General features: G+C 63.8%; 17 protein-coding genes. 4 read left to right on the top strand and 13 right to left on the bottom strand.

All coding sequences use genetic code 11. From position 1 onward, the window contains the following. The first annotated feature begins 1 nt into the window (after position 1). The 4 genes from E8M84_RS05920 to E8M84_RS05905 are packed head-to-tail and all read left to right on the top strand — an operon-like array spanning position 2 to position 4,243. Positions 2-1,060, top strand: a complete 1,059-nt coding sequence (locus E8M84_RS05920; RefSeq protein WP_137110224.1) for a branched-chain amino acid ABC transporter permease — start codon at positions 2-4, stop codon at positions 1,058-1,060. Further along, positions 1,053-1,589, top strand: coding sequence for a nuclear transport factor 2 family protein (locus tag E8M84_RS05915; protein ID WP_205914564.1), 537 nt, complete (start codon positions 1,053-1,055; stop codon positions 1,587-1,589). Before E8M84_RS05920 ends, E8M84_RS05915 begins: the two co-directional genes overlap by 8 nt. Positions 1,590-1,614: 25 nt before the next feature. After that, the gene (locus E8M84_RS05910; RefSeq protein WP_137110223.1) at positions 1,615-3,372 is read left to right on the top strand and encodes an FAD-dependent monooxygenase; all 1,758 of its coding nucleotides are present in this window, start codon (positions 1,615-1,617) and stop codon (positions 3,370-3,372) included. Between the two features lies 1 nt (position 3,373). Continuing rightward, a complete protein-coding gene (locus tag E8M84_RS05905) occupies positions 3,374-4,243 on the top strand; it encodes an intradiol ring-cleavage dioxygenase (protein ID WP_137110222.1) in 870 nt (289 codons plus the stop codon). 82 nt (positions 4,244-4,325) lie between these two features. On the opposite strand, the gene E8M84_RS05900 is transcribed toward E8M84_RS05905, so the two are convergent. The 13 genes from E8M84_RS05900 to rplQ all read right to left on the bottom strand — a co-directional run bounded on the left by E8M84_RS05900 (position 4,326) and on the right by rplQ (position 16,143). Then, a complete protein-coding gene (locus tag E8M84_RS05900; protein WP_137110221.1) occupies positions 4,326-5,093 on the bottom strand; it encodes an amino acid ABC transporter ATP-binding protein in 768 nt (255 codons plus the stop codon). Positions 5,094-5,102: 9 nt separating this feature from the next. After that, entirely contained in the window at positions 5,103-6,515 is a 1,413-nt protein-coding gene (locus E8M84_RS05895; RefSeq protein WP_137110220.1) for an amino acid ABC transporter permease, read from the bottom strand. 28 nt (positions 6,516-6,543) lie between these two features. Then, positions 6,544-7,821: an amino acid ABC transporter permease gene (locus E8M84_RS05890; RefSeq protein WP_137110219.1), complete on the bottom strand. Its 1,278-nt coding sequence runs from the start codon at positions 7,819-7,821 to the stop codon at positions 6,544-6,546. Positions 7,822-7,951: 130 nt separating this feature from the next. Further along, positions 7,952-8,968, bottom strand: coding sequence for an amino acid ABC transporter substrate-binding protein (locus tag E8M84_RS05885; RefSeq protein ID WP_137110218.1), 1,017 nt, complete (start codon positions 8,966-8,968; stop codon positions 7,952-7,954). Positions 8,969-9,200: 232 nt separating this feature from the next. After that, positions 9,201-9,908 carry an ATP12 family chaperone protein gene (locus E8M84_RS05880; protein WP_137110217.1) on the bottom strand — a complete coding sequence of 236 codons (708 nt, stop codon included), beginning with the start codon at positions 9,906-9,908 and terminating at the stop codon, positions 9,201-9,203. Continuing rightward, a complete protein-coding gene (locus E8M84_RS05875; protein WP_137110216.1) occupies positions 9,905-10,948 on the bottom strand; it encodes an RluA family pseudouridine synthase in 1,044 nt (347 codons plus the stop codon). Before E8M84_RS05875 ends, E8M84_RS05880 begins: the two co-directional genes overlap by 4 nt. Beyond that, positions 10,945-11,295, bottom strand: coding sequence for a fluoride efflux transporter CrcB (crcB, locus tag E8M84_RS05870; RefSeq protein ID WP_137110215.1), 351 nt, complete (start codon positions 11,293-11,295; stop codon positions 10,945-10,947). The genes E8M84_RS05875 and crcB overlap by 4 nt, the downstream gene beginning before the upstream one ends. A gap of 263 nt (positions 11,296-11,558) precedes the next feature. Further along, the gene (locus E8M84_RS05865; RefSeq protein WP_137110214.1) at positions 11,559-12,866 is read right to left on the bottom strand and encodes a replication-associated recombination protein A; all 1,308 of its coding nucleotides are present in this window, start codon (positions 12,864-12,866) and stop codon (positions 11,559-11,561) included. A gap of 83 nt (positions 12,867-12,949) precedes the next feature. Further along, the gene (locus E8M84_RS05860) at positions 12,950-13,540 is read right to left on the bottom strand and encodes an acyl-homoserine-lactone synthase (protein ID WP_137110213.1); all 591 of its coding nucleotides are present in this window, start codon (positions 13,538-13,540) and stop codon (positions 12,950-12,952) included. Between the two features lie 49 nt (positions 13,541-13,589). Beyond that, positions 13,590-14,201 carry an autoinducer binding domain-containing protein gene (locus tag E8M84_RS05855; protein WP_137110212.1) on the bottom strand — a complete coding sequence of 204 codons (612 nt, stop codon included), beginning with the start codon at positions 14,199-14,201 and terminating at the stop codon, positions 13,590-13,592. Between the two features lie 101 nt (positions 14,202-14,302). Next, a complete protein-coding gene (locus E8M84_RS05850) occupies positions 14,303-14,890 on the bottom strand; it encodes an acyl-homoserine-lactone synthase (protein ID WP_137110211.1) in 588 nt (195 codons plus the stop codon). Positions 14,891-14,942: 52 nt separating this feature from the next. Further along, on the bottom strand, positions 14,943-15,536 hold the full coding sequence (locus E8M84_RS05845) for an autoinducer binding domain-containing protein (protein ID WP_346763681.1): 594 nt from the start codon (positions 15,534-15,536) through the stop codon (positions 14,943-14,945). 196 nt (positions 15,537-15,732) lie between these two features. Next, a complete protein-coding gene (gene rplQ / locus E8M84_RS05840) occupies positions 15,733-16,143 on the bottom strand; it encodes a 50S ribosomal protein L17 (RefSeq protein WP_137110209.1) in 411 nt (136 codons plus the stop codon). Position 16,144 lies beyond the last annotated feature (1 nt).

Here is a 16,144-nt window from a genome sequence, read left to right as displayed (position 1 = left end):
CATGACCGTCACCGCCACCACCCGCACCCGCGCAGGCACGATCACCGGCATCCTTGCCCTGATCCTGATCGCAGGCGCCATGGCACTTCCCGCCGTCGCCTCACGCAGCCTGATCCAGGACCTGTTCTTCATCCTGACCATGCTGACCCTCGCCCAGCTGTGGAACCTCCTCGCCGGTTACGGCGGAATGGTCAGCGTCGGCCAGCAGGCCTTTGTCGGCATCGGCGCCTATGCCATGTTCGCGGGCGTCATCCTCTGGGGCATCGACCCCGTCCTCGCCATCCCCTTGGGCGGGATCGCGGCCCTCGCCCTCGCCATCCCGACCGCCTTCTTCGCCTTCCGTCTGCAGGGCGCCTATTTCGCCATCGGCACCTGGGTCATCGCCGAGGTCACCCGCCTGCTGATCGCGCAATGGAAGGCCCTCGGCGGCGGCACCGGCACCAGCCTTCCGCGTGAAGCGACGTCGGACATCATCGGCGTCGAAACCATCCGCACCATTTTCGAGGTGCGCGAGGCTGCCGCCCGCGACATCCTCGCCTACTGGCTTGCCCTCGCCCTTGCCGTCCTGACCATCGCCGCGATCTACACGCTTCTGCGCAGCCGGCTCGGCCTTGCCCTCGCCGCCGTCCGCGACAACATCGAGGCCGCGAAATCCGTCGGCGTCGACGCCCGCCGCGTCCGCTGGGCGGTCTTCCTGGTGGCCGCCGTGATGACCGGCCTTACCGGCGCACTGATCTACGTCCAGACCGCCCGCATCTCGCCCGACGCTGCATTCAGCGTCACCGACTGGACCGCCTATGTCATCTTCATCGTCGTCATCGGCGGCATCGGCCGGATCGAGGGCCCGATCCTTGGCGTCCTCGTCTTCTGGGGCCTGCAAACCGCACTGGCCGACTACGGCGCCTGGTATCTTCTGACACTCGGCCTGATCGCTATCGCGGTCATGCTTTTTGCGCCCAGGGGCCTTTGGGGCCTGATTTCCGACCGGACCGGGCTGCAGCTTTTTCCAGTTCAACGCCGTCTAACCGGCACAGCAACCAAGGGAGGAATGCATGACTGACACAATCGATCTGACCCGCCGCGGCGCGCTTGTCGGGACGGCTGTGGGGCTTGCCGCCATGGCCGCAGCCCCTGCCGCCGCGCAGGACGATGATGCCGCCCGCAAGGCCGTCGCGGAAAGCTATCTGAAGTCGCTGGATGCGGGCGGCGTCTCGCCCACCACAGGGCTTGGCCTCTTTGACCACTTCTCGGACGATGCCGAGGTCTTCTTCCCGAAATGGGGCGTGGCCAAGGGCAAGGAAGAGGTCATCAAGATGTTCTCCGACGTCGGCGGCACGCTGAAGTCGATCAAGCATCACTATGACGGCTTCACCTGGTACATGAACGGCACCGACAGCTTTGCCGTCGAAGGCACCTCGGAAGGCGAACACCGCGACGGACCCTGGATGGCCGATCAGCCCAAATGGGGCGCGGGCCGCTGGTGCGACTGCTTTACGGTGAAGGACGGCAAGATCACCCGGCTCTTCATCTATCTCGACCCCGACTATGCCGGGAAGGACACTGCCCGCTACGGCTGGATTCCGGCCTGAAGACTGACCAACGAGGAGGACCCCTATGACCGCCGATATTACCACCGACGTCCTTGTCATCGGCACCGGCCCTGCCGGGTCGGCAACAGCGGCCCTCCTCGCCCGCTACGGGGTCGAGGTGCTGGTCGTGAACCGCTACCGCTGGCTGGCCAACACCCCCCGCGCCCACATCACCAACCAGCGCACGATGGAGGTCCTGCGCGACCTTGGCCCCGAAGTCGAGGCCGAGGCGATGCTGCATGCGACGCATCAAGAACTGATGGGCAACAACGTCTTCTGCGAAAGCCTGGCGGGTGAGGAACTGGGCCGGATGCAGTCCTGGGGCACCAGCCCCGAATCCAAGGCCCGCCACCTGCGCGCCTCTCCGTGTGAGATGAACGACCTGCCGCAGACCTTCATGGAGCCGATCCTTTTCAAGACCGCCTGCGCCAGCGGCGCGCAAAGCCGGATGAGCACGGAATACCTCAGCCATGTGCAGGACGCTGACGGCGTGACCACCACCTGCCGCGACCGGCTGACCGGCAAAGACGTCGTGATCCGGTCGAAATACCTTGTCGGCGCAGATGGCGGCAACAGTCTGGTGGCCGAACACCTTGGCCTGCCGTTCGAAGGCAAGATGGGTGTCGGCGGGTCGATGAACATCCTCTTCCGTGCCGACCTGTCGCGCTATGTCGCCCACCGGCCCTCGGTTCTCTACTGGGTCATGCAGCCCGGCGCAGATGTCGGCGGCATCGGCATGGGCCTCGTCCGCATGGTGCGGCCCTGGAACGAATGGCTGATCGTCTGGGGCTATGACATCAACCAGCCCGCCCCCACCGTCGATGCCGCCATGGCCACCCAGGTCGCCCGGCAGCTGGTCGGCGTGCCCGACCTGGAGATCGAACTCATCAGCGCCAACACCTGGACGGTGAACAACTGCTTTGCCACCCACATGCAAAAGGGCCGCGCCTTCATCATGGGCGACGCCGCCCACCGGCATCCGCCGTCTAACGGCCTTGGGTCCAACACCTCGATCCAGGACGCCTTCAACCTCGCCTGGAAGCTGGCCGCCGTCATCAAGGGTCACGCGACGCTCAAGCTGCTGGACAGCTACAGCGCCGAACGCGCCCCCATCGCGCGCCAGATCGTAACCCGCGCCAACCAGTCGATCGCCGAATTCGGTCCGATCTTCGAAGCCCTCGGCATGGACGGCGGCGTCGACCACGAAAAGATCCAGCGCAACATGGCCGCCCGCTGCGACGCCACTCCCGCCGCCGAAGCCCAGCGCGCCGCACTCCGCAAAGCCATCGAGTTCAAGAAGTACGAATTCGACTGCCACGGGGTCGAGATGAACCAGCGCTACGCCTCCTCAGCCGTGGTGAGCGATGGTCAGACCCCGCCCGCGCCCAACGCAGACATGGAACTGTACTATCAGGCCACCACCTACCCCGGCGCGCGTCTGCCCCATGCCTGGGTCTACGACCGTCACGGCGGGCGGCACTCCACGCTGGACCTGACCGGCCACGGGCAGTTCACGCTTCTGACCGGCATCGGCGGCGAAGCTTGGATCGCTGCGGCAGAGGCGGCGACAAAGACGCTCGGCCTCCCCATCCGCTGCGTGAAGATCGGCCCGCGCTGCGACTACGAAGACCACGTCGGCGACTGGGCGCAAGCGCGCGAGATTGGCGATGCGGGTTGTATCCTTGTCCGCCCCGACCACCACGTCGCCTGGCGGGCCGCCGGGCCCTCGGCCAGTTCTGAGGCCGACCTGACCCGCGTCCTCAAACAGATTCTGGGGCACTGACATGACCGAACAGGGATTTTTCACCGAAGCCGACAGCGCCGATGTCGTCATCAGCCGCAACGCCGCCGCCAAGGACGCCCGTTTGGCCGAGGTCATGGCGGTCCTGATCCGGCACCTCCACGCCGCCGTCAAGGAAATCGAACCGACCGAGGAGGAATGGTTCAAGGCCATCATGTTCCTCACCGACACCGGCCACATGTGCAACGACTGGCGGCAGGAGTTCATCCTCTTGTCCGACGTCCTCGGCTTGTCGATGCTGGTCGACGCGATTAACAACCGCAAACCCTCGGGCGCTTCGGAGTCGACTGTGCTCGGTCCGTTCCACGTCGCCGACGCCCCGGACCTGCCGATGGGCGCCAACATCTGTCTGGACCAGAAGGGCGAGCCGATGCGCGTCCACGGCCGCATCCTCGACACCGAGGGCAACCCCATCGCGGGCGCGAAGATCGACGTCTGGCAGGCCAATGACGAAGGCTTCTACGACGTCCAGCAAAAGGGCATCCAGCCCGACTTCAACCTGCGCGGCGTGTTCCGGACTGGGGCGGACGGCAGCTATCACTTCCGCGGCGTGAAGCCCAAATTCTACCCGATCCCCGACGACGGCCCGGTCGGGAAACTCCTGCGCCAACTCGGCCGCCACCCCTATCGCCCCGCGCACCTGCACTACATCGTCGAGGCCCCGGGCTATGACCGCCTCGTCACCCACATCTTCGACCCTGACGATCCCTACATCCGCTCGGACGCGGTCTTCGGGGTGAAGGAAAGCCTGATGGCCAAGTTCCAGCCGGTCCCCGCCGACCCGGCCGCAGGCTTCGACACCCCGTTCCTGGACGTGGCCTTCGACTTCGTCCTGTCGCGGACTGCGACCTGACAGCCTCCAAAAATGCAAAAGCCCCGGCGGTGCTCGACGGGGCTTTTGATTTCTGCTCAATCAGACCGAGCGCGCAAAAGGCTCAGTGCCCCAGAATCTGGCTCAGGAACAGCTTGGTCCGCTCGCTCTTCGGGTTATTGAAGAACTCCTTCGGCTCGTTCTGCTCCACGATCTGGCCCTGGTCCATGAAGATCACCCGGTTCGCTACCGCCTGGGCGAACCCCATCTCGTGCGTCACGCACAGCATGGTCATGCCTTCCTGCGCCAGCTGGATCATCGTATCCAGCACTTCCTTGATCATCTCGGGGTCAAGGGCCGAGGTCGGCTCGTCGAACAGCATGATCCGCGGCTTCATGCACAGCGACCGCGCGATGGCCACCCGCTGCTGCTGACCGCCGGACAGCTGACCCGGATACTTGTGCGCCTGTTCCGGGATCTTCACCTTGGACAGGAAGTACATCGCGGTCTCTTCCGCCTCGCGCTTCGGCACCTTGCGCACCCAGATCGGCGCCAGCGTCAGGTTCTCCAGGATAGTGAGGTGCGGGAACAGGTTGAAGTGCTGGAACACCATCCCGACCTCGGACCGGACCTTGTCGATGTTCTTCAGGTCGTTGGTCAGCTCGGTCCCGTCCACGACGATCTGGCCCTGCTGGTGTTCCTCCAGCCGGTTGATGCAGCGGATCAGCGTCGATTTCCCCGACCCCGACGGCCCGCAGATCACGATCCGCTCGCCCCGCTGCACCGTCATGTTGATGTCGCGCAAGACGTGGAACTGACCGTACCACTTGTTCATGCCGGTGATCTGGATCGCAATCTCGTCCGAGACCTGCATTTTAGCTGCTTCTGCCATGATGTGCCCTTAGCGATGATCGGTCTTCAGCTTGCGTTCCAGGTACATCGAGTACCGGGACATGCCGAAGCAGATGACAAAAAAGATGACGCCCACGAAGATATAGGGCTCCCAGTAGATGCCCTTCCAGTTGGTGTCGGCGCGAACCAGTTGGGTAATACCCTTGAGCGGTTCGTACAGCCCGATCAGGCCCACCAGCGTGGTGTCCTTGAACAGGCCGATGAAGGTAGAGACGATCGCCGGAATCGAGATCTTCAGCGCTTGCGGCAGGATGATCAGCCGCTGCGCACGCCAGTAGTCCAGGCCCAGCGCATCCGCCGCCTCGTACTGGCCACGCGGCAGCGCAGCCAGACCGCCCCGGATCACCTCGGCCAGATAGGCGGCCGCAAAGAACGTCACCAGGATGATGACGCGCAGGATGATGTCGAAGTTCGTCCCCGGCGGCAGGAAGTATTGCAGCAGAAGCGAGGCGGTGAAGAGAAGCGTGATCAGGGGCACGCCCCGGATGAACTCGATGAACCCGACCGACAGTGTCTTGACGATCAGCATGTCCGACTGTCGGCCCAGCGCCAGCAGGATGCCGATAGGCAAAGAGAAGGTGATCGCGGTCACGCCGATGACGGTGGCAAGAAGGAAGCCGCCAAACTCATCAGAATCGATCGACGGGATGCCGAAGGGCAACAGGCCCTGCAGCTGGTTGACGACCGGAACGTCGATGTAAAGCCACCACAGCGCCGCCGCAACCACGCCGAGCCCCGCCGCTGGTGCCAGGCCAATGAAGGGCGAGGCGAGGCGGAAGACGAAGTAAAGGACGCCAAAGCCCGCCATGCCCACGATGGGCAACCAGACCGATCCGCCCCACAGAAGCCACAACATCAGCGCGGGGTAGATCAGTGTGAACCAAAGAAGCTTGGCCGGTGCCACTTGCGCCAAGGCCAGAAGGCCAAGGATCAGCACCATGCTAAGGACAAAGGCGGTCGCCGGAGTTTCGGCAAGGTAAAGCGCGACGACGAGGAACAGCGCCGCCCCAGCGATCACGATTGTCAGGTTGCGCTTCTGCCCAGCAAACAGGGCGGGCGACAACGCGGCAAACAACAGGCCAAGTGACAGGATTGGGCGCCACCATTCCGCGCTCGGGTAGAAGCCGAAGATGAAGCCGCTCCACCAAACCCGAAGCATGGCCCAGCAGGCCCCGGTCGCGCCTGCGCCTGCCGAAGCTTCGACGATGGCACGGCACTCGGACAGCGAGGACGCGTTCCAGACCGAGTTGAGCCACCAGGGCAACGCGGATTTGACCAGCCACAAGATGACCAGCACGCCCAGAACGGTCAACGCGATGTTCAGGGGCGTCGAGAACAGGTTCTCGCGCGCCCATTTCACGGCCCCCCGTTCGCTGACCGGCGGCGGCAGCGGCGGAAGCATGTCTTTGCGGGAAAACTCGATGGCCATCTTACCGCGCCTTCAGCTGGACTGACTTGTTGTAGATGTTCATCAGCGTCGAGATGGTCAGGCTGATGGTCAGGTAGATCAGCATCATCAGAAGCATGCACTCCAGCTCGCGACCCGTCTGGTTCAGCGTGATGCCGCCCAGCGTGCCGCGCAGGTCCAGATAGCTGACCGCGATCCCCAGCGAGGTGTTCTTGGTCAGGTTCAGGTATTGGCTGATCAGCGGTGGGATGATGACCCGCAGCGCCTGCGGCAGGATGATCAGGTTCATCGTCCGCCCCGGGCGCAGGCCCAGCGCAAAGGCCGCCTCGGACTGCCCCCGGCTGACCGCCATGATCCCCGCCCGCACGATCTCGGCGATGAATGCGGCGGTGTACAGGGTCAGTGCGATTAGAAGCGCCGTGAAGGAATGCGCCACCAGGATGCCGCCCGCGAAGTTGAAGCCTTTCAGCTCCGGGATCTCCAGATGGAAGCCCAGCGCGATCAGAAGCGCGATCAACGGCGCGAACAGGACCAAGATCGACTTCCACCAGGTCACCGGCCGGACGCCCGTCGCCTCTTGCGTGGCGCGCGCGCTGGCCAGGATGCGACGGTTGACCCAGACCGACCCCGCAATCACCGCAACAATGGCCCAGAAGGTCAGGTTCAGGCTCAGGAAGCCCAGATCCAACGTGCCCAGCCCGCGCTCGAACAGCGGCGACGGGATGTTGGTGCCCCGGTTCGTGACGGCAACCGTGTCGAACAGCATCATCGCTGCCGCAGGTTCCTTCCCAGCTGCGGCCATCTCATCGGTCACGCGGAAATCGCGCGGCTGCGGCGTCGTCTCGGACAGGATCACATAGGACAGCAGGATCCACAGAAGCAGCGGCACGTTCCGGAACATCTCGACGTAGATCGTCATCAACCGGCTGACCAGCCAGTTCTTCGACAGCCGCAGGACGCCGATCAGCACGCCCAGGATCGTCGCGAAGATGCAGCCGAAGAAGGCCACCACCAGCGTGTTGATCAGACCCACCAGAAGCGCGCGGAAATGCGTGCTGTCGTTGGTGTAGGGGATCAGCTGCTGGCCAATGTCATAGCCCGCGCGCTGCCAGAGAAAGCCGAAGTTGAACTCTTTCCCGCGCGCTGCCAGATTCTGCACCGTGTTGCTCAGCAGCCAGGCAACCGCCAGCGCAAACAGCACCAGCACGACCAGCTGGATCGTGTAGGATCGGTACCGCGTATCGTAGATAAGCATCGAGAGCCGAAAGCCGTCTTTCGGCACGTCCGTTGCCATTGCCATGGCTACCCCCTGTTTCCCGCTGGCAGTCCCGAGTTTCCGGTGACGGCGAGGTCAAGCCTCAGGCCAGGCGGGGTCTATTGTCTTGAAGAAGGAACGGGGGCGCCCGAAGGCACCCCCAAAGACCTGTGGATCAACGGAAGGGCGGAGCGTACTGCAGACCGCCCTGGGTCCACAGCGCGTTCAGGCCGCGGGCCAGGTTGATCGAGGTGCCTTCGCCGATGTTGCGGGCGAAGATCTCACCGTAGTTGCCGACGGCCGCAATGGAGCGCTTGAAGGCATCGTTGTCGAGGCCGATCTTCGCACCCATGTCGCCCGAAGCGCCGAGGAGACGCTTGACTTCCTCGTCGGCGGTCGAAGCCAGCACTTCCTCGACATTGGCCGCGGTCACGCCTTTTTCTTCAGCGACAAGCAGTGCGAAGTAGGTCCAGCGCACGATGTCGCCCCACTGGTTGTCGCCATGGCGGACGACCGGGCCCAGCGGTTCCTTCGAGATGATTTCCGGAAGGATGACGTGGTTTTCCGCATCCGGCATGGTCGCGCGGCTGGCGGCCAGGCCCGAGGCGTCCGTGGTGTAGGCGTCGCAAGCCCCGGCCAGATACTGGCGCTGCGCTTCCGAGTCGTCGGCCACGGTGACCGGCTGGTAGCTGATGTTGTTCTGCTTGAAGAAGTCAGCGAGGTTCAGTTCCGTGGTGGTGCCGGTCTGGATGCAGACGGTGGCGCCATCAAGCTCCTTGGCCGAGGAAACGCCGAGGTCCTTCTTCACCATGAAGCCCTGGCCGTCGTAGTAGTTCACCGCGACGAAATCCAGCGCCAGTTCGGTATCGCGCGAGAAGGTCCAGGTCGAGTTGCGGACCAGCAGGTCGACTTCGCCCGACTGCAGCGCGGTAAAGCGGGTTTCGCCGGTCGTCGGCACGAACTTCACCTTGTTCGCATCGCCCAGAACCGCTGCCGCAACTGCGCGGCACAGATCGACGTCAAAGCCGGACCAGTTGCCGCTGGCATCGGGCGAACCGAAGCCGGTCAGACCGGTGTTCGACCCGCACAGAAGCTCGCCGCGCGCCTTGACGTCGTCAAGGGTGGCAGCCAGCGCCATTCCCGAGACGAGAGTGGTGGCCGCGAGCGCGCCGAAGAATACGGATTTTTTCATTCTTACCTCTTCCTGAGTAAGTGGCCTTCTAGGGCCAGTTCTTTTTGTGGCGCGAGCGGATCGCGCCCCGATGTTGCAGAAGGTTTGCCTCCCACTGCGCGACAGTTTCGGCGAAAGCGCTTTTGTTGGTCAAGCGGGCACTGAAGGATTCAGGAAAAAGGCTTGTTTTCGCAAGGTTGTGGCAGGCAAACCGCCTTCGCACCCCGCCTTGCACAGTCTTTGGGCAAAGTTGTTACCCGCACAATCCATAGAATCGGTCGGCCTGCAGGAACGCCTGGCGCTTCAGCGCGGCGATTTCAGCCGCCTCCTCGTCCTCGCCCCACAGCGAAATCTGCCAGTCCTCGTCGATCCGCGACAGGCTCCAGGCCTCCTCGGCCGACAGCCGTCCATGCGTCACCGCCAGTGCCAGCACCAGCGAGCCAGAGATCGCGACCAGATCATGAAAGGCCGACAGCTGGAACGGCGTCAGGGCGCTGACCTGCGCCTCCAGGGCCGCAAGGCTTTGGCCCGGCTGGTCGATGTGGATCACCCCTGCCGTCGCGGTCAGTGGCGCCCCCAGCGTAACTGCCGCCCACTCCAGCAGCGGGTCCCAGGCCGCCGCATGTCGCGCCACCAGCTCCGGCGGTCCCTCGGCGCGGTAGCACAAGAGATCGCTGTCGCCATAGGCCGTCAGCATCTCCACAACCTCGGCCTGTTGCGCCGCAACCTTGTCGATGGCCGAATTCGCCGTCCGGGTGAACGGCATCGTCTCGGGCCTGACCGTCCCCTCCTGCGCCTGCCATTCCGCCGCCACCGCCTCGGCCAGCCCTGGCGTCGGCAGGACCAGCGGCGCCTTCAGGGGCGTCCGCACCGGGCGGCCGTCCAGATGCACGGTAAAGCCCCCGTCCGCCGGAACCGCAGTCGCCGTGGTCCAGAACCGGCGCGCAACCCAGACGCTCACCGGATCACCTCGAACGGATCTGCCGGCACGTCATCTTCCTTCCAGTCCAAAAGCTTCCAGGTCCGCGCCATGTGTTCCGGCAAGGGCGCGGTGAAGGTCAGCAGAACCTTGGTGATCGGATGCTCGATTGTCAGCGACCGCGCATGCAGGTGCAGCTTTTTCGACAGATCGCCCCCGGCCCCGGCCCCCCAGCCATCGCCCAGGTTCTCGGTCTCGGACCCGCCATACTTGCCGTCCCCGATGATCGGATGCCCGATCTCGGCCATATGCGCGCGCAGCTGGTGGGTGCGGCCAGTAATGGGCTCCAGCGCCATCCACGACAGTCGCGTGCCCAGGAACCACAGCGTGAAGTAATCGGTCTGCGCACGCTTGGCGTCCGGATGCTCGGCCATCTTCGCCGGGTGGACGCAGATCATCTTCTCGCCCTCGCCCCCCCTGCCCCGACCCGGAGCCTTCTCCAGCGCGAACTTGATCGACCCCTTGCGCGGATGGGGCACGCCCGCCACCACGGCCCAATAGATCTTGCGCGCATTGCGGTGCCGCAGCGCCTCGGACAGCGCCCGCGCCACCCGGTCGGTCCGCGCCAGCATCAGGACGCCCGAGGTGTCCTTGTCCAGCCGGTGCACCAGCTTGGGCTTTTCCTTGTAGCCGAACTTCAGCGCCTCGGCCAAACCATCGACATGCCGGTCGCCCTGGCCACTGCCGCCCTGCGACGGCAGCCCCGCGGGCTTGTTGAGCACAATCATGTGCTCGTCCTTCCACAGGACCGCCGCCTGGATCATCCGCGCATCCGCCGCCGACACGCCCTGCACCCGCGCCTCGGTCCGCGGTGCCGCATCAGGCAGTGGAGGCACCCGCACGGTCTGGCCCGGCAGCACCCGGTCGGACGCCTTCACGCGACCCGAGTCCACCCGGATCTGCCCCGTGCGGCACAGCTTTTCCACCGCCACCTGGTTCAGGTGCGGGAACCTCCGGCGCAGCCACTTGTCCAGGCGCTGTTCGCCTTCGTCCTCGGTCACGGTCAGCATCTGGACAGTCATGTCATGCCTCGGGCTAGCGCCACGCCAAGCGCGACAGCGATCAGGGACAGGGCCACCGACCCCAGGACATAGGCAGCGGCCTGCACGGACTGCCCCGCCTCGACCAGCTTCAGCGTGTCCAGCGAGAAGGCGGAAAAGGTGGTGAACCCGCCCAGGACGCCGGTCATCAGCAGGAAATGCCAGCTTTCCCGGCTGCCAAGGACAACGAACAGCACGCCGATCGCAAAGGACCCCAACACGTTCACCGCCGCCGTGCCCAAGGGCGCTCCGATGGCCGAAACCATCAGGTAGCGCAGGACGGAACCCGCAGCGCCGCCAAGCGCGATCAGTGGAAGGGTCAGGGACATGGGCGTCCTTTGCGGCGGGCGGGACGGATTGTCAATGTCGGGACCTTGCCGCCCTTCCCGCCGATTCGCCAAGCTTGGTTAACCGCTTCCCGGACATACGCGCGTATGCATGCGATGTAGATGGAAAGAAGACGCCTTGTAGACGCCAGGATTGTTCGGAATCTGCAAGGATTAACTCAACGATTCAAGGGGTTTGAGCGATCTCGCACCGGGGTGTTGCGGGGCCGTCCTCCCGGTCGCATTCACTTCTGATTAACCTCGGCTTAGCCGTCCTGCCGCTTGGCCCGCAGCTTGGCGAAATACTCCACCCGCTTCTTCAATTCGCGCTCGAACCCGCGTTCGGGGGGCAGGTACCAGACCGGCCGCTTCATGCCCTCCGGGAAGTAGTTCTGCCCCGAAAACCCGTCCTCGGCATCATGGTCATAGGCATAGCCCGACCCATAGCCCTGCTCTTTCATCATCTTGGTCGGGGCGTTCAGGATATGCTTCGGCGGCATCAGGCTCCCCGTCTCCCGCGCCGCGGCGCGGGCCGCCTTGTAGGCCGTGTAGACGGCGTTCGATTTGGGGGCGAGTGCAAGATAAACAACGGCTTGCGCGAGGGCGAGCTCGCCTTCCGGCGACCCCAGCCGCTCGTACGTCTGCCAGCCATCCAGACAAACCGCCTCGGCCTGCGGGTCGGCCAGACCGATGTCCTCCACCGCCATCCGGGTGATCCGCCGCGCCAGGAACCGCGGGTCCTCGCCGCCTTCCAGCATCCGGGCGAACCAGTACAGCGCGGCGTCCGGGTCTGACCCCCGCACCGATTTGTGCAAGGCCGAGATCAGGTTGTAATGCTCATCCCCCGACTTGTCGTACTTCGCCGCCCGCCGCATCAATCTTTGGGAAAGCTGGTCACGGGTAAGGTTGCCATCGACCTTCCAGGCCGCCACCTGCTCGATGAGGTTCAGCAAGGCCCGCCCATCCCCATCCGCCATCTCCAGCATCGCCTCGCGCGCCTCGCCCTTCAGCGGAAGGGCCCGGCCCAGGTCCTGCTCGGCCCTTTGCGCAAGCCGCTCCAGATCGGTCAGGGAAAGTCTTTCCAGAACAATGATTTGGCTGCGCGACAACAGCGCGGCGTTCAGTTCAAAGCTGGGGTTCTCGGTCGTGGCCCCCACCAGCAGGATCGTCCCATCTTCCATATGCGGCAGGAACCCGTCCTGCTGCGCCTTGTTGAAGCGGTGGATCTCGTCAACGAACAGCAGCGTCCCTTTCCCGTTCGTCCGCCGCAACTTGGCCGCTTCGAACACCTTCCGCAGGTCCGGCACCCCGGTGAAGATCGCGGAAATCTGCACGAAATGCAGGTCCGTCTCATCTGCCAGCAGCCGGGCGATCGTGGTCTTCCCCACCCCCGGCGGGCCCCAGAGGATCAGCGAAGACAAGGACCCCGCCGCCAGCATCGCCCCCAGTGGGCCTTCGCGTGACAAGACCTTTTCCTGCCCGATCACCTCGGCCAGCGACTTCGGCCGCAGCCGGTCAGCCAGCGGGCGCGGGCCGCTGTCGGGCTGGGCGGGCATGTCGAAAAGGTCGGCCATACCGCTATTCTAGGCGGCCTTCCCCGCAAGTGAAAGTCGACTGGCTACCGCCCCTCCGGCAAGAGGGGCAGCGCCCGACGGGATCAATGCTTCGTGCCCGAAAAGTCCATTTCGACCACCTGGTTCTCGATCCCGTCGATCACCAGAACCGGCCCCATCGCCCGCATCTTGACCCCGACCCGATCCGCCCAGCGCGGCCAGGTCGCCGAGAGAAGCGTCAGGCAATGCGTGGCATCCAGGCTGCGCACCGTCTCGCCCAACTGCATGATCAACTGGGTGTGGACCCGGCGGCGGATGGCAGCGGGCGTGTCATGCGCCACGAACAGACGCGAGCTTTCCCAGATGTGCCCCGCAGTTGGCGCGGCATCGTAAAGGAGGTTCGCCGGGATCGTCTCAAGCAGACCGCGCTGCGCGTCGCGGATCATGTAGCTGTAGATGCCGCAGCCATGCGTCGTGGGCGTCAGCCGGTTGCCTGCCAGCACTTTCCCGGTTTCGTCATGGACCACCACCCAGCGGCTGGCGGGAGTGTCGTACTGGTCGTACTCCATGCCCATCGCTTCGGGCAGGTTCCACTTGTTGTGGCCGATGAAAAGCTCGCGCCGGGCGCGCAGCATGTTGGCAAAAAGCTCGCCGTGGTTGTGCATGTTGGCAAAGGAAAGCGTCGTGGTCTGCATAGTTCTCTCCTGCAGGTTGGGTTAAGTCGTAACCTTGCAGGAGACGCCGTCAGATCAGACGATTGTCCTTTGCACGCTGAATGGCCTCGGCTGTCGTCCGCGCCATCAAGCGGTCGCGGGCAGAACTGATCCGGGCTTTTAGCGCACTTTCCGAGATTCCCAGCTTTTCTGCTGCTGCAGCAAACCGGTCGCCCCCTGCAATGCATCTCAAGGCCTCGATCTGGGCCTCGGTCAAGGCTTCGGGCGGTTCACTCAGCTCGTGCAGGCGCTTCACCGCCCGTTCAAGCTTCACGATCTCTTCGTCCCGAAACTCCCGGTCATCCCGGGCAAAACTTGCAATGGTGCGCGACTTGATCGGACCGAAGGCGACAGTGGCGCCGAAGTTCAGCCCATATCCAGCGGCTTCCTTGAAAAGTCCAAAGGGATCAAGCAGGGCCGGATCGCTCCATCGGATCCAGCCTGTCCGCGAAAACCCCCAGGCGGTCATCGGGTCTCGCAGCACATATCCATTCTCGGTGTAATGATCGATCCACCGCTGATCGTAGGTCTGAAACGTCAGCAGGGGCGAAGTAAAGCGAATGTGCAGGCCGATGAAATACCCTGCATTCGCCATCCTGGCCACATTTCGAAGCTCGACGTCGATACTCGTCCGGTTACTCATTCCAACTCTTCAAGCCTTCAGAGGCCGCACAACTATAGCGTGTCGACCTCGCAAATCCAATCTCTCTTTGCCGCATCCGGGCCATGTGTCGGGCGGGTCGATCAATGCATCTTGGGCGCCATGTTGATGGTCACGCAGACGCAATCCAGACCGTCAAAATTCAAAAGCGGCCCGACCGGCTCACATTCCAGTCCGACCCGGCGCCCGATCCGGCGCGACGCTTCCGGAATGAGGCCCAGAACCGACGTCGCCCCAAGGTCTCGCGCGGCGTTGACCATTTCCTGGCGCAATTGCAGCTGGACCCGAAGCCGCATCGCTGCGGGCACGGATTCGGATACGAAGACGCGGCTGCTTTCCCAGATGGTCTCGGACACCGGGGCCGGGAAATTCAGCAGGTTGGACGGAATCGATTCCAGCAACCCGCGTTGAGCGTCCCGGATCATGTAGCTGTAGATCCCGCAGCGGTGCGTCGTCGGTGTCAGCCGGATGCCGGCCAGAACCTCGCCGCCCTCGTGCACCGCGACCCAGCGGCTGGCAGGCGTGTCGTACTGGTCGAACTCCATGCCGTTCGATTGCGGCAGGTCCCACTTGTTGTGCTGGATGAACGCCCGATGGCGCGCCCTGAACATGTTGGCGAACAGCTCGCCATGATTGTGCAGGTTGTCATATGACAGCGTCGTAACTTCCATTTCCGTCTCCTTCTGCTTTGTCGTCGCACAGTCAGAGGGAAACATCACAAACCTACAGCAGTCGATACTCGCGCGCTTTCCGGAGTGCTTCGGTCGCGGTTCTGGCCTCCAGTCTGATCCGAGCCGAATTCAGTCTCGCCTTGAAGGCACTTTCAGAAATCCCGAGCTTTGCTGCAGCAGCTGTGTGACGGTCCCCATTCGCAATACATTGCAGCGCTTCGATTTGCGCTTTCGTAAGTTCAGAGGGCGGCTTCGCAGCGATATGCAGGCGCGCGGTAATATCGGCGAGTCGCTCCAACTCTGCATCGGTGAACTCACGGTCCGACCGGGTGATCCCCGCCATCGAACGGGAGGTAATCGGCCCATAGGACGACACCGCACCGAACTTCATACCGTAGGTCGCCGCCTTCTTCAGCAATTCGAATGGGTCCGGCAGCGGAATCTCGCTCCATCGGCGTGTTCCAGCGGTTCCGATTCCCCAGAAGATCACAGGGTCTCGCAGATAGTAGGAGTGTGAATTGTAGTATTCGACCCATTCCGCAGGGTATCGGCTGTGATAGATAAGCGGGCTGGCAAACCTGATGTGAAGACCAACGGCATACCCTTCGGGTGCCAGGTCGTGCAATTCCTCGTACAGTTCGGTCAACTTCTTACTCTGCGACATCAGCCTTTGTTCCCCCGCAAGGCTTCTCTCAACCTTAAGTGTAAAGTTCAGGGTATACCAGTATCTTGCTGACAGAACATGGCGTCAGTCAGGCCACGATCTGGCCAGACAGTGCCCGCAAAGCCGAAGGCCCGCCAAGATTGACGGGCCTTCAGAAATCTTCAGGAGGAAGCCTCGATCAGGCTTCGGCAGCCTCGGTGCGCGCGTGGTCGGCGGCGCCTTTTGCCGAAGTGTCACGGTCGACGAACTCGATGATCGCCATCGGCGCCATGTCGCCATAGCGGAAGCCGGCCTTCAGGATCCGGACATAGCCGCCCTGACGGTCCTTGTAGCGGGCCGCGATCACGTCGAACAGGCGCGCGACATGCATGTCCTGCTTCAGCTGCGCCGCGGCCTGGCGGCGGGCGTGCAGGTCGCCGCGCTTGGCCAGAGTGACCAGCTTCTCGACGATCGGGCGCAGTTCCTTGGCCTTGGGCAGAGTGGTCTTGATCTGCTCGTGCTCGATCAGCGAGCCGGCCATGTTGGCGAACAGCGCCTTGCGGTGTTCGTGGGTACGGTTCAGGCGGCGGTAGCCGCGGGCGTGACGCATG

The sequence above is a fragment of the Rhodobacter sp. SY28-1 genome, from assembly GCF_005222785.1.
GTDB lineage: Bacteria > Pseudomonadota > Alphaproteobacteria > Rhodobacterales > Rhodobacteraceae > Tabrizicola.
The sequence above is the reverse complement of the archived record's forward strand: the minus strand, read 5'-3'. Positions and strand labels throughout refer to the sequence as shown.